Genomic DNA, 13604 nt, shown 5'->3' with positions numbered 1-13604 from the left:
CAAGGCGACAAGCTGATTGCCGAGCATCAGGCGCAACGTCATCGCAGTTATGTCTACGAGCCGGACAGCTTCCGGCCTTTGGCGTTACTGGAAGGTTTTGGCCCGAAAGATATAAAACCCTTCCACTACCAACTCGACCACCTCGGCACCCCGCAAGAGCTGACCGACAGCGAAGGCGAAATCGTCTGGTCCGCCCACTACCGCGCCTACGGCGAAATCGCCCGCCTCGATGTCGGCAAAATCGACAACCCGTTGCGCTTCCAAGGTCAGTACTTCGACGCGGAAAGCGGCCTGCACTACAACCGTCATCGTTACTACCATCCGGATATTGGTCGGTACCTGACGCCGGACCCGGTGAAGTTGGCGGGTGGGATCAATGCCTACCAGTACGTGCCTAATCCTACAGGGTGGGTGGATCCCCTCGGTTTGAACACCTGCCCAGGCGTGGGCGATTGCGACCCCAAGACCAAACGTAAAAACCCAAACGAACCAGCAAAGGTACATGAGGAAGCCCCCTCCCTACCCAATTCGGGCAAAAAACGCGAATATCTATATCGTGGAGACTTGAGAAACCCAGACGAGATTTTTAAAAATGGATTCGAAAGTAGAGGAGCAAGCACAGACCTTTTTCTGCACTCCATAAACAACGCAAGCCCACCTAGCTACTTCGTACCCACTTCGACTAAAAGAAAGCAAGCGCTAGTATTCGCCTCAAATTTCGGTTTCGAAGAAGGCTTTCTCTATACTCTTAAAAAAATCCCAGGGAGAGACGTCAACAAGGAGCTGGGCATACGCTCCAAACACAGCAATGAATCAGAAATCGCAATCCCCGGACGCATAGACACAAAAGATATTCTAGGCGCCTCACCAGTCAACGAAGATGGCACCTACAAGGGATATACAATATTGAATCCTAATAGGAAGCACCCATGAAATCACGTGAAATCACCATCATCAAAAACGGTATACGTGAAAGCGCAGCTATCGAATACGAAGGAGGCAAGCCAACCCTTCACTTAGTGCTGAACGACGGGATGCGAAAAACCTATACTGCTTTGGATTTATATGAAAGCTTCGGTTTATTGAGAGCAGATTTAAAAGAAATAAAATTCTTATGCAAGGGTTCCAAAATCAATGTCCATCCGTCAGGAATGTCCTCACATATGTCAAATGGCCTCGTTGCCTACGAAATGACGATGGGGCAGCCAAACGGCGAACTTGTGCATATTTTCTCTTATGAGGAAAACGATCTGACCAATGACATAGAGGAGCAACATAGCTTCTGTCAATGTTGGGCTGAATCGACTTAGAAGTGACCATCGTCGCTGGCAGCCGTAAAAACAACAATCAAAAACTGATAATTAAAATTGGAAACCTTATTCAAGCAGCAGCGGACTCCGAGCAATCAAAAAAAACCACCTCACCTACAGTAAAAATCGATAAAAAACATGTAAAACACTTAACTAAAAACTCAAACAGGAAGCAAAATGAAATCACAAAAAATATCCGTAAAAATCAACAACAAAATAACAGAAGCAACCGTAAAGTACGACACCATAAAATCAATAATGACATTTTCAGAAGCCGACAACTTCAGAAAAATTTACGAAGGAATAGATATGTATGTTTGCCTTGCAAAAATCAGAGCAGACTTCCCCCACATAACTTTCCTTTGCAAAGGTGCCAAGCTAAATGTCAAGCCCTCAAGAATGGCTTCTCAGATGAGCGCCGGCCTTGTTGCATATGAAATGACTTTAGGCAAGCAAGCTACTAACGAGAACATAGTGCACTTGTTCGACTACGAAGAAGAAAACCTTACAAATAACCCACAAGAACAAATCGACTTCTTTAAACAATGGCTAGCCTCACTGGGCGCCCAAGACTATGAAAAATTCAACTAATCCCTATTCATATGAATACTCTCCCTAATCTCCGAAACCCTGTAGTGAGCGAGCTTGCTCGCGCTGGGCTGCGAAGCGGCCCCCATTGGGGCAATGCATTTCTTCAGTTAAATCGGCGGCGCCTGTTTTGGGGCTGCTCCGCAGCCCAGCGCAGGGCAAGCCTGCTCACTACAAAGCTCGCTCATCCAGAATAAGCGGACGAGCGAGCCGATCTAATCACCGCTTCGAAAGCTCCATAATCATCCGACTCAGCAAATAAACCCGCGGCACCACGCTCTCCACCTCCGCATACTCCTCCGGCGTGTGGATATTCCCGCCCACAATCCCAAACCCATCCAACGTCGGTGTACCCACCCCGGCGGACAAGCTCGCATCCGCCGCGCCGCCGCTGCCTTCGATGGTCAGCTTGCGCCCCAGCTCCCCATAGATCCCTTGGGCAATCGCCACCAACTTGTCCGACTCCGGCGTCTGCGGCATCGGTGGCAAACCACGGTGCAGGCTGGTGGTCACTTCGGTGTCGGGGATCAGTTTGTTGGCCGATACGCGCGCCAGGTCCTTCTCGATGCGGTCGAACTCTTCCGGCAACGCGGCGCGTACGTCGGCCTTGGCGGTGGCTTGGTCGGGGATCACGTTGACGCGGTCACCGGCCTTGAGCACGGTGAAGTTGATGGTGGTTTTCTTCTCTTCATCACCCAGCTTGCCCAGTTGCAGGATCTGGTGCGCAGCCTCCATGGCGGCGTTGCGGCCCAGTTCCGGAGCGACACCGGCGTGGGCGGCTTTGCCTTTGACTTCAACCACGGCAGTGGCACTGCCTTTGCGCCACACTACCAAACCATCAGCCGGACGGCCGGGCTCCAGGTTCAAGGTCACGTCGTGAGCCTTGGCGGTTTTGCGGATCAGTTCGGAGGCCGCCTCGGAGCCGGTTTCTTCACTGGCGTCGAGCAGGAAGGTGATTTGCGCGTAGTCCTTGAAGCCCTGGTTTTTCAGGACTTTCAGCGCGTAGATGCCCGCGACGATACCGCCTTTGTCATCCATCACGCCGGGGCCATAGGCGCGGCCATCCTTGATGTGGAACGGACGTTCGGCCGCCGAGCCTTCCTTGAACACGGTGTCCATATGGGCCATCAGCAGGATCTTGGCCTTGCCGGTGCCCTTGAGGGTGGCGATCACGTGGCTGTTGTTCGCCGCCTTGTCCGGCACCAGCTCGATACTGAAACCGAGCTGCTTCAACTCATCCACTGCGATGTCGCGCACTTGGGTCAGGCCCGGCTCGTAGCCGGAGCCTGAGTCGATATTCACCAGGCGTTCCAGCAGTTTCAACGCCTCGGCCTTGTACTGTTCGGCGTCCGCCTGGATCTGTTTATGGGGTTCGGCACTGTAGGCCGGCACGGCGAAGGACAAGGCCAGGGTCGCGGCCAGAAGGGTACGGGAGAAGGTAAAAAGCATGAACCGATCCTTGTTTTTGTTGGGAGGTGCCGCGCTACCCTACCCCACTAAACCGAGCGCAACAAACTCCCCTGCGCCGCACTGACCCGGTTGCGTCCACTGCTCTTGGCCTCGTACAGCGCCAGGTCAGCGTCATTGAGCCAACTGATGGAATCGGCGTGGGTCGGTTGATACGGCGCCAGGCCGATACTCAAACTGGCGCGCAAGGTCGGGTCCTGGGCATACGCCAGGGCGTTGAAGCGATCGCGCAAGGCGTCCATCACTTCGGTGGCACGGTTGAGCGGCATGCCCGGCAGGATCACGCAGAATTCATCGCCACCGTAGCGCCCGGCCAGGTCCGTGGCGCGCAGGTTCTGGCGCAGCACTTTGCTCAGTTGGCGCAACACAATGTCACCGGTCACATGGCCGTAGGTGTCGTTGATGGTCTTGAAGTGGTCGATGTCGATCAAGGCAATGGCCGCACCGGCCTGACCACGGCGGCAGCGTTGAAATTCGATTTCCAGATGGTCTTTCCATGCGCCGTGGTTGAGCAGGCCGGACAGGCTGTCGGTGCGGCTCAGGGCCAGCAGTTCGCGCTTGTGCCGGGCCAGGGTCACGGCTTGGCGATAGCAAATCCAGCCCAAGGCCAGGGGGTACACCATCAGGATCGGCAGGCAAGCGTAGAGTTGGGTCGCGGTGGTCACCGCAATGAATGCTGGCGTGAACAACAGCAGCGACGTACCAATCCCCAACGCTTGCGCGACCCAACCGGTGAGCATAAAACGCGGCCCGCCGATGGCAACGTTGTTCATACTCATCATCGACAGCGTGGTCACACTGGGCAGCGGGTTGAAGTGCATGGCACCAACCCAGAAGCCACCGCAGAAGGAATCGAACAACAGGTTACGCCGCTCACAGCGTAGTGAATTGCTCGCGCGACACGACCATTGGTAAGCCAGGTGCGGCCACACAAAGGCATTGATCACCATCCAGGCCCAGACCCAGAAGGACGGGTGCAACGGGTACATGCCAAACACCACACACACAAAGCCGAGCGTCAGCCCCAGGGCACGGGATTTGTACAAGCGCGAAGCAAGCGGAAGTCCTTTTCCTCCGGCGGCTGGCATGGTGTGGGGCGTCCTGGATGAGTGCCTGGAGTCTATCAGGGCAACGTCAAATCGCCACTACCGCTTATAGGCTAATACTTCAGTGGGAAAACCCGCGCGCCAGCATCAATGCGACGCCCAGCAACAACACCGCCGTGCACCGCTGCAACCACACACGTCGCCTGGGATTTTCCAGCACATGCCGGATGCGCTGGCCGAAATAGCAATACAGGCAGCCGCTGGCAAATTGCAGCAGCAGGAAGGTCAACCCCAGCACCGCGATATCCGCCAGGGAGTTGTGCCCCCCTGCCCCGGCAAACTGTGGAAATACGGCGCTGAACATGATGAGGGTCTTGGGGTTGGAAAAACCGGTCAACAGACCCTTGCCGAACAGGCTGCGTGAACCCGCAACCGGCCCGCCCTGGTCGATCGACACACCACTGCTGGTCCACTGTTTGTAGGCCAGGTAAAGCATATAGGCCACGCCGACAAACTGGAGGGTCTGCGTGATGGCGAGGTTGCCCTTGATCAACGCCGAAAAGCCCACGGCAAAGATCAGGATTGAAATCAGGTACGCCACGCTGGCGCCGATCTGCGCCGGGATCGAACGCCGCAGGCCGTCCTTCAAGCCCAGGCTCAACAGCAGCAGGGTCATGGGGCCGGGGCTGAAGGTCATGGTGGCGCAGAACAATAGAAAGTAGAGAAACGAAGACAGCGTCAGCGCACTGGTCATGGTCCGGGGCCTTGGAGAGAGATCAGAGGAAGTTGAAGTACATCGCCGCCAAGTCAGCCAGGGCTTGATGGGTGGTTTGATGATGGGTTTCGAACGTCACCAGGCCTTTCCACTGGGTGTCGACCATGGCCTGTACCGTATCGGTGCAGTCGCCGCTGCCGAAGGCAATACCCTTGACCCGCGGGTGATACTGACGGAGCACTTGCGCCGGCAGACCGCTCTCGATGTGGGCGTGGCCAACGCCCAGGAAGAAGTAGACATTGCGCTGTGCTTGCAGGCGCTCGGCCACCCAGGCGTATTGCGCGGCGTCGGTAAAGATTCGGTAGTTGACGTAGTGGGCCAGGCTTTCCAAATAAATATCCGTGCCCTTGGCCTCGGCGTACTGCGCCAGTTCCTGCACCGACTTCAGGTAGTGCTCCAGGGCAATCTGCCTGGCCATCTGCGCCCGGTTCGGCTCGACCAGGCAACCGCCGTGGATGATCAACGGCGCACCCAACTGACTGGCGATGTCGATCTCTTTTTTCACGTACTCCACGGCCGCCCCACGAAAGGCCTCGACGTCGCTGCCCAGCGGCGCCTTGAAGTTGCCATGGTAAATCGGTGTAACGCCGGTGACGGCCATCTGCGTTTGCAGCTTGGCGATACGTGCTTCGGTCCAGTCCTCAACCATTTCGCCATACAGGCTGCCGTCGATATACCAATGGGTGCAGCCACCTTCGGCAGCGGCTTGCAGGCCTTTTTCAGCGCCTTGGTATTTCTGTTGCGCTAACCCTCTGCAGAACAGCACAGCGGGGTTGATCAGTTCGTTTGGCATGGCGTGGGCCTTTGCGGTGATGCGATGGCCCGCAGTCTAGGGCAGCCTCCTTGCACAAGGCAGGTAAAGTAATGCCTAATCCGGCCTAACTTCACCGGTAAAATCACCAGAAAACACAAGGAAGGTTTATGTTTGTAACCGCCATCGCTTTTAGGGAAGGCACCCCAAAGGTCCAGCAGATCGTCGAGGCGTTCAGCCAGGCCATCGAAAGCGGTGAGTGGGCGCCCGGCAGCAAGTTGCCGTCGGTGCGTGAGCTGACCCAGACCCTGGGCGTCAGCAAGTTCACCCTCAATGAGGCGCTGGATCGCTTGCGTGGGCGCAACCTGCTGACGTCCAGTCAAGGCCGTGGGTATTTCGTTGCGATGGAAACCACGCGGCCGGCGTCGGTGGCCTGGGTCGATCTGCTGCCCCAGGACTTGCTCAGCGTGTTGCGGCGCCCGTTGGTGAGCGCTGGTAGCGAGCTGCGCCCGGGCAGCGGGCATTTGCCGGAAGACTGGTTGAACACCGAGACCCTCCGCCAAGCCATGCGCAGCGTGGTACGCGCACCGTCCCTGCGTCTCGCCGGGCTGGGCACGCCGGCCGGTCTGTTGCCGTTACGCCAAGCCCTGCAACAGAAGCTGCACGCCGAGGGCCTGTCGGTGCCGGTGGAACAGATCATCACCACGCCCAACACGCTACAAGGCCTGGACATGCTCATGCGCTTGCTGGCTCGCCCCGGCGACACCGTGCTGCTGGACGCGCCGTGCTACTTCAACTTCCACGCCAACCTGGCCCTGCACGGGGTCAAGGTGGTGACGATCCAGCGTCGCCCCGAGGGTTTCGACTTCGCCGCACTGGAGCAGGTGTTGGCCGAACACCGACCTACTCTCTACCTCACCACCAGCGTGCTGCAAAACCCCACTGGCCACTCCTTCAGCCCCAGCCAGGCGTTTCGCCTGTTGCAACTGACCCAGCAGTACCACTGCCATATCGTCGAAGACGACCTCTACGGCGACCTGCACCCCACCCCCTCCCCGCGCCTCGCGGCCTTGGCCGGGTTGGACCACGTCACCTACCTGTCAGGCTTCTCGAAAATCCTCAGCGCCAACACCCGTGTCAGCTATGTGGTGGCCGCCCCGCAACTGGCGGCCAACCTGACCCATATGAAGCTGATGAGCGGTGGCGTGACCTCTGAACTGTTCGAGCAGATCGTGTACCGCATGCTCAGCGAAGGCAGCTACACCAAGCACCGCAAGCGCATGGTGCAACGGTTGATGGAATCGGGTGGACGGGTCGAGCAATGGCTCAAGCGGTGCGGCTGCGAACTGCCTATGGGTTATGAAGGCGGGATGTTTATCTGGGCGCGCTTGCCACCCGGCGTGAACGGCGAACGGCTGGCCCAGGCCGCATTGCAACAGGGCATGGTCTTGGCGCCGGGCGCGCTGTTTGGCTATGACCCGGCACACGCTGACTCGATGCGCTTCAATGTGGCCCACAGTGACGAGCCACGGGTGCAACAGATATTTGAGACGCTGTTGCAATTGACGTTGAGCAATCGTGTCAGCGGCGGCTTAGGTGCCCAAGTGTGTATCGCGCCTTGATCAACCCGGCAGCGGAATCACCCGCAACGGCCGGACCGACTTGTAGGAAAAACTCGAATAAATCTCTTTGACACAAGGCAGGGTCTGCAAGACCTCCCTGGCAAACTCGCCGAACGACTCCAGGTCCTTGGCCACCACTTCCAGTAAGAAGTCATAGCGCCCCGACACGTTATGGCACGCCACGATCTCCGGGATCTCCAACAGCCGCTTCTCGAACGCCCGGGCAATGTCCTGGGTGTGGCTCTCCATCATGATGCTGACAAATGCCGTCACCCCATAGCCCAGGGCCTTGGGCGACAAAATCGCCTGGTAACCACTGATCACCCCGCTGTCTTCCAGGTTTTTGACCCGCCGCCAGCACGGCGAAGTGGTCAGGGCCACCCGGTCGGCCAATTCGGCCACGGTCAGGCGGGCATTGCCTTGCAGCGCGTTTAAAAGAGCTTTGTCGGTGCGGTCCAGACTGATGGGCATAACGTGCCTCTAATCATTATTTTTATAGGGTTTTCATCCCCTGGCGCGGGATTTTCCAACAAATTTCGCAACGTTCATCTCTGGTTATGAGCATAGCATTGTAGGAAATAAGGAGCGCCCGACATGAACAATAAACACAATGCATTCGGCTTTTCCACCCGCGCCATCCACCACGGCTATGACCCCAAGGACCATCATGGTGCCCTGGTGCCGCCGACCTACCTGTCCGCCACGTTCGCCTTCCCGACCGCTGAATACGGCGCCGCCTGCTTTGCCGGTGAGGCGAACGGTCACTTCTATACACGGATTTCCAACCCTACCCTGGCCCTGCTGGAATCGCGCATGGCCACCCTGGAAAACGGCGAGGCGGCGGTGGCGTTCAGCTCTGGCATGGGCGCGATTGCCGCAACGTTCTGGACCCTGCTGCGTCCCGGCGACGAAATCATCGTCAGTCAGACCCTCTATGGCTGCACCTTCGCTTTGTTGCACCATGGCATCGGCGAGTTCGGCATCAAGGTTCGTCATGTCGACCTGACCGACCTGGCCGCCCTGCAGGATGCACTCTCCCCCGCCACCCGCATGATCTATTGCGAAACCCCGGCCAACCCCACCCTGCAATTGGTCGACATCGCCGCCGTGGCCCAGCTCGCCCACCAGCAGCCGAATGTCACCGTGGTGGTCGATAACACCTACTGCACGCCCTACCTGCAACGGCCCCTGGAATTGGGCGCCGACGTGGTGGTGCACTCGGCCACCAAGTACCTCAGCGGGCACGGCGACATTACCGCTGGTATTGCGGTGAGCAGCCACGCCCTGGCGCAACGCATTCGCCTGCAAGGGCTCAAGGACCTGACCGGCGCCGTGATGTCACCGCAGGACGCGTCACTGTTGATGCGTGGCCTCAAGACCTTGGCCCTGCGCATGGAACGCCACTGCAGCAGCGCCCAGACAGTGGCCGAAACCCTGCAGGCGCACCCCGCCGTGCAGTGGGTGACCTACCCCGGGCTGCGTTCTTTCCCACAGTACGAATTGGCGGCACGCCAGATGAAAATGGCCGGTGGCATGATCGCCTTTGAACTCAAGGGTGGGATCGAGACCGGCCGGCGCTTCATGAACGCCCTCAAACTGTTCACCCGCGCGGTCAGCCTGGGCGATGCGGAGTCACTGGCCCAGCACCCGGCGAGCATGACCCACTCCACCTACACTCCGGAGGAACGGGCGCACCATGGCATCAGTGAAGGTCTGGTGCGTTTGTCGGTGGGGCTAGAGGACGTCGCCGACCTGCTCGCCGATATTCAACAGGCCCTGGCCAAGTGCACCCGTGAAGCGGCGCGCCCGCGCTCGGTCACCGCGCATGCTGTGAGATAAGCCCCACGCTCAGCGTTATCCTTTCCCACAAACGGTGGTCGGACTGGTCCGACCATCGTTATGCTTTTTTAATCTGATTTTTTATAGATTGGATCCCCATGCAATCGCCAGGCTGTACTAGCATACGTGCCGGCGGAAAGCATTATCACTGTGGGTTATTCGCATTGGCCAGCTTGTTAAACCCCGCCGTTATAAAGCCGAATACCTGCACCTGAAATTCATGGACGAACTGATGAACTCACACCTGTTCCCACATATAGGCAAGGTCATCGCCAGCACCGGCAGTCGCCATTTCCCACGTTTGCTGCATGACCTCATCCTGACCCAACTGGCAGTGGACGCTACGCATATTTCGCAATTGCAGGTCAGTTGCACGGGGCACACCCGCCGTAAGATCAGCCCGGTCTACACCGATTCGGTCCTCGCCCTGGATCAAGAACAACCCGCCGCCCAGCTACACCTCACACGCCGTAAGGATGACATGCGTTACGTGCTGTCGGTGTACCGCTCCCACCAATCCGAAAGCTTCTCACCGCAAGAGCGCAGCATGCTGCTGGACTTTTCCACTCTGCTGCTGCCGATGGTGGAAAAACACATCATCGCGATCCAGCCATGCCGCCAGGACAACACACCGCTGGCCCCACAAAACCAGGGGATCGAAACCCTGCGTCGACGCATCCAGGAACGCCTGGTGCAATCCGGGCTGACCCTGTCCAACCGTGAGCTGGAAGTGTGTGTCGGCCTGCTGGCCGGGCGCACCGCACCGGAGTTGGCGGAGCAATTGGCGCTGAAGGTCAATACCATCGAAAGCTACCTGAAGCGGGCGGCGATCAAGCTGGGCATCAGCGGGCGACATTCATTGTTGCGGTGGATGTACGCCACCGAAGACACAACAGGCCTATAGACGAACACCGATCAAAATGTGGGAGGGGGCTTGCCCCCGATTACGGTGGATCAGTTGATGATGTGTTAACTGACTTATCGCTATCGGGAGCAAGCCCCCTCCCACATTTTTGATCTTCATTGTTGGGAAGGGCTTAGTCCCGGGCCAGCGCTTCTATCGGGTCCAGCCGCGCCGCGTTCCGCGCCGGCACAAAGCCAAACACAATCCCGATCAACGTCGAACAGGCAAACGCGGTGATGATCGAGCCCACGGAGAACACCATTTCCCACTCTTTCACGAACAGCGAAAACAGATAGCCGATGGCGTAGGACAGCGAAATCCCAATCACCCCGCCGATCAGGCACACCATCACCGCCTCCACCAGAAACTGCTGACGGATATCCGATTGGCGCGCGCCCACCGCCATGCGAATGCCAATCTCGCGGGTGCGCTCGGTGACCGACACCAGCATGATATTCATCACCCCGATGCCTCCCACCAGCAACGAAATCACCGCGATCAATGACAACAGCAGCGCCAAGGAGCGACTGGTCTTCTGCACGGTCTGCATGATGCTGTCGAGGTTATTGGTGAAAAAATCCTTGGTGCCGTGGCGTTGCAGCATGAGTTTATTGACGTTGTCTTCCACCACCTTGCTCGGCTGGCCGTCCTTGATGCGCACAGTGATGCTGTCCAGATGGCGCTGGCCCAACAGACGTCCCGCCGCTGTTTCGTAAGGCACCCACACATTCAGCGCTTTGCTGGCGGCGAACATGTTTTTATTGTCGGCCGTCACGCCAATCACCGTGCACGGCAGGTTGCCCACCAGGATCACCTGGCCAAGCGGGTCGACATTCGGCCCGAACAGGCGATGACGAGTGTTGTGATCGATCACCACCACTTGTGCCTGGCGTCGTGCGTCGCTTTCGCTGAAGGCAATCCCAGCTTCGAGTTTCAAGCCCTTGACCTTGAAGTAGCGGTCACTGACGCCATTGACCTGGGCATCCAGGTCGATGTTGCCATAGCGCAGCAACAGGTTGCGGCCCACCACCGGCGTGGCGCTGTCGACGTAATACAGCTGGTTCAACGCCTCCACATCCGACGGCATCAAGGTCTCGATGGCCGACGCCCGACTGTCACCAAAACTGGTGCCCGAGAAGATGTCGATGGTGTTACTGCCAATCGCCTGGATGTCCTTGAGCACATAGCGCTTGGCACCCTCGCCGATGGCCGAGATCGACACCACCGAAGTGATGCCGATGACAATGCCGAGCATGGTCAGCAAGGTGCGCATGCGATGGGAAATCAGCGCGACCCAGGCCATGTTGAACGCCTCCTTGAACAATCCCAGGCTTGCCACCAGGCGGCGTGCCCCACTGCGCTTGGGTTCGATGGGGGCTTCGCTGGGCAGGTCCAGGCCGACACTGTCGTTGGCCTTGTCGCTGACGATTTCGCCATCGCAGACCTCCACAATACGCTGGGCATTCGCCGCGACCTTGGGGTCGTGGGTGACGATGATCACCGTGTGCCCGGCCGCGTGCAGCTCGGCGAGGATACGCATCACCTCTTTGCCGCTGTGGGTGTCGAGGGCGCCGGTGGGTTCGTCGGCGAGGATCACTTCGCCGCCGTTCATCAAGGCCCTGGCGATACTCACCCGTTGCTGTTGCCCGCCGGACAACTGGCTCGGCCGGTGCGTGGTATGCCCGGACAACCCAAGCCGTGCCAACAACTCCCGTGCCCGGCTATGCCGTGCAGTTTCCGGCGTACCGGCATAGATCGCCGGCATTTCCACGTTGTGCAAGGCGCTCAAGTGCGCAAGCAAGTGGTAACGCTGGAAGATAAAGCCGAAGTAATCCCGACGCAGTTCTGCCAGTTGCTCGTCGCCCAATGAACGGGTTTCGATGCCGTTGATTTTGTAGCTGCCGGCACTGGCGTAGTCCAGGCCGCCCAGGATATTCATCAGGGTGGATTTGCCCGAACCCGAAGCGCCGATGATCGCGACCATTTCCCCGGCGTGAATGGTCAGGTCGATACCCTTGAGCGCAATGAATTCACGCTCGCCGGCCATGAAACTGCGGGTGATGCCTTTGAGTTCCAACAGTGGCTGGGTCATGCGTCAGCTCCCCGCCACGGCAGGGGTTGCGTCGCCAATCACCACTTTGTCGCCCTCGGCCAGGCCCTCCAGGATCTGCACCTTGACGTTGTTGTTGATGCCCGTCTTCACGTCCCGGGACACCGCCTTGCCCTTGGCATCCAGCACCCGCAACGGGTAACTGCCATCGTTATTGCGCGCACCCAGCGCCGCCACCGGCACCATCAGCGCAGCCTGGGCGGTGTCGAGCACGATACGCACCTGAGCGGTCATGGCGATGCGCAAGCGATGGTCCGGGTTGGGCACGTCGAACAGCGCGTTGTAGAACACCGCGGTGTTTTGCTTCGGCGTGCCGGCGGGCGGAGTTTCCAGGAAGTTCTGCGGCGCCGGTTCCGTGCCGCGCAGCTTGGCGTAGTAGCGCTTGTCGGCCTCACCGAGGATGGTGAAATACACCTGCTGGCCGGGACTGATATGGATCACATCGGCTTCCGATACCTGGGCCTTGACGGTCATGGTGTCCAGGTCTGCCAGTTTGAGCAGGACCGGCGCCAGTTGGCTGGCGATCACGGTCTGGCCTTCCTGGGTGACGATGCCCACCACGTCACCATCGATGGGCGCGACGATGCGGGTGTAGGCCAGGTTGACCTTGGCGGTGTCGATCTGGATATGCGCGCTTTTGATCTGTGCATCCAGGGACAACAGATTGGCCTGCTGCACCTGGAAATTTGACTCGGCGTCCTCAAAGTCCTGGCGCGACACCGACTCGTCGACCTGCAAGCCTTTGTAGCGCTCATACACCGACTTGGCCTGCTTGAGCTGGGCCGCCGTGGCCCGGCGCTGAGCCTGCAGGTTTTCTTCATCCACCTGGGCTTTGCGCAGGGTGTTTTCCAGGACCAACGGGTCGATTTCGGCTAGCCACTGGCCCTTCTTGACCTTGTCGCCGACCTTGACCTTGAGCGACTTCAACTGCCCGGAAACCTGGGCCCCCACATCGACCTGCTTGACGCCCTCCAACAGGCCGGTGGCCAATACAGCGTTTTCAATATCGCCGCGTTCGGCGGTGGCGGTGAGGTATTGCGGGGCATCTGCGGGGGCTTGCACCGTATAGATAGCCAATGCCACCGCGACCGCCACTGCCAGGCCTAATCCTACTTTGCGAAACTTTGACTTTTCCATAAATGACCATAAAGAAGTGATGAGGTCCGTTCTAAAGCGAGCACGGTTCAATGTG

General features: G+C 58.5%; 13 protein-coding genes. 6 read left to right on the top strand and 7 right to left on the bottom strand.

The features are described from left to right. The 3 genes from AC07V4_RS07880 to AC07V4_RS07870 form a co-directional block, all read left to right on the top strand. Positions 1-933 (top strand): RHS repeat-associated core domain-containing protein (locus tag AC07V4_RS07880; RefSeq protein ID WP_492635298.1); only part of this gene is annotated, 933 nt, incomplete at its 5' end. Beyond that, positions 930-1310, top strand: a complete 381-nt coding sequence (locus tag AC07V4_RS07875) for a hypothetical protein (RefSeq protein WP_492635299.1) — start codon at positions 930-932, stop codon at positions 1308-1310. The genes AC07V4_RS07880 and AC07V4_RS07875, both read left to right, overlap by 4 nt. Positions 1311-1487: 177 nt before the next feature. Further along, positions 1488-1901 carry a hypothetical protein gene (locus AC07V4_RS07870; protein WP_492635300.1) on the top strand — a complete coding sequence of 138 codons (414 nt, stop codon included), beginning with the start codon at positions 1488-1490 and terminating at the stop codon, positions 1899-1901. 216 nt (positions 1902-2117) lie between these two features. Here the strand turns inward: AC07V4_RS07870 and AC07V4_RS07865 are convergent, their stop codons facing one another. The 4 genes from AC07V4_RS07865 to AC07V4_RS07850 all read right to left on the bottom strand — a co-directional run bounded on the left by AC07V4_RS07865 (position 2118) and on the right by AC07V4_RS07850 (position 5979). Further along, positions 2118-3347, bottom strand: a complete 1230-nt coding sequence (locus AC07V4_RS07865; RefSeq protein ID WP_431749356.1) for a M20/M25/M40 family metallo-hydrolase — start codon at positions 3345-3347, stop codon at positions 2118-2120. 47 nt (positions 3348-3394) lie between these two features. Next, positions 3395-4453, bottom strand: coding sequence for a diguanylate cyclase (locus tag AC07V4_RS07860; RefSeq protein ID WP_492635301.1), 1059 nt, complete (start codon positions 4451-4453; stop codon positions 3395-3397). A gap of 79 nt (positions 4454-4532) precedes the next feature. Then, a complete protein-coding gene (locus AC07V4_RS07855) occupies positions 4533-5165 on the bottom strand; it encodes a LysE family translocator (RefSeq protein ID WP_492635302.1) in 633 nt (210 codons plus the stop codon). A gap of 22 nt (positions 5166-5187) precedes the next feature. Continuing rightward, positions 5188-5979 carry a sugar phosphate isomerase/epimerase family protein gene (locus AC07V4_RS07850; protein WP_492635303.1) on the bottom strand — a complete coding sequence of 264 codons (792 nt, stop codon included), beginning with the start codon at positions 5977-5979 and terminating at the stop codon, positions 5188-5190. Positions 5980-6107: 128 nt separating this feature from the next. Between AC07V4_RS07850 and AC07V4_RS07845 the strand changes: the two genes are divergently transcribed. Further along, on the top strand, positions 6108-7559 hold the full coding sequence (locus tag AC07V4_RS07845; RefSeq protein ID WP_492635304.1) for an aminotransferase-like domain-containing protein: 1452 nt from the start codon (positions 6108-6110) through the stop codon (positions 7557-7559). On the opposite strand, the gene AC07V4_RS07840 is transcribed toward AC07V4_RS07845, so the two are convergent. Then, positions 7560-8030 carry an Lrp/AsnC family transcriptional regulator gene (locus AC07V4_RS07840; RefSeq protein ID WP_492635305.1) on the bottom strand — a complete coding sequence of 157 codons (471 nt, stop codon included), beginning with the start codon at positions 8028-8030 and terminating at the stop codon, positions 7560-7562. Between the two features lie 123 nt (positions 8031-8153). Between AC07V4_RS07840 and AC07V4_RS07835 the strand changes: the two genes are divergently transcribed. Together AC07V4_RS07835 and AC07V4_RS07830 are read left to right on the top strand one after the other, a co-directional pair. Continuing rightward, positions 8154-9398, top strand: coding sequence for a methionine gamma-lyase (locus tag AC07V4_RS07835; protein ID WP_492635306.1), 1245 nt, complete (start codon positions 8154-8156; stop codon positions 9396-9398). 232 nt (positions 9399-9630) lie between these two features. Next, positions 9631-10302: a helix-turn-helix transcriptional regulator gene (locus AC07V4_RS07830; RefSeq protein ID WP_492635307.1), complete on the top strand. Its 672-nt coding sequence runs from the start codon at positions 9631-9633 to the stop codon at positions 10300-10302. A gap of 133 nt (positions 10303-10435) precedes the next feature. On the opposite strand, the gene AC07V4_RS07825 is transcribed toward AC07V4_RS07830, so the two are convergent. Both AC07V4_RS07825 and macA read right to left on the bottom strand, forming a co-directional pair. Then, positions 10436-12394 carry a MacB family efflux pump subunit gene (locus AC07V4_RS07825; protein WP_492635308.1) on the bottom strand — a complete coding sequence of 653 codons (1959 nt, stop codon included), beginning with the start codon at positions 12392-12394 and terminating at the stop codon, positions 10436-10438. A gap of 3 nt (positions 12395-12397) precedes the next feature. Next, positions 12398-13549, bottom strand: coding sequence for a macrolide transporter subunit MacA (macA, locus tag AC07V4_RS07820; protein WP_492635309.1), 1152 nt, complete (start codon positions 13547-13549; stop codon positions 12398-12400). Positions 13550-13604 lie beyond the last annotated feature (55 nt).

The organism is Pseudomonas sp. GW821-FHT03A09 (genome assembly GCF_059421065.1).
Note: the sequence above shows the minus strand (reverse complement) of the source record. Positions and strands in the feature narration are given on the sequence as shown.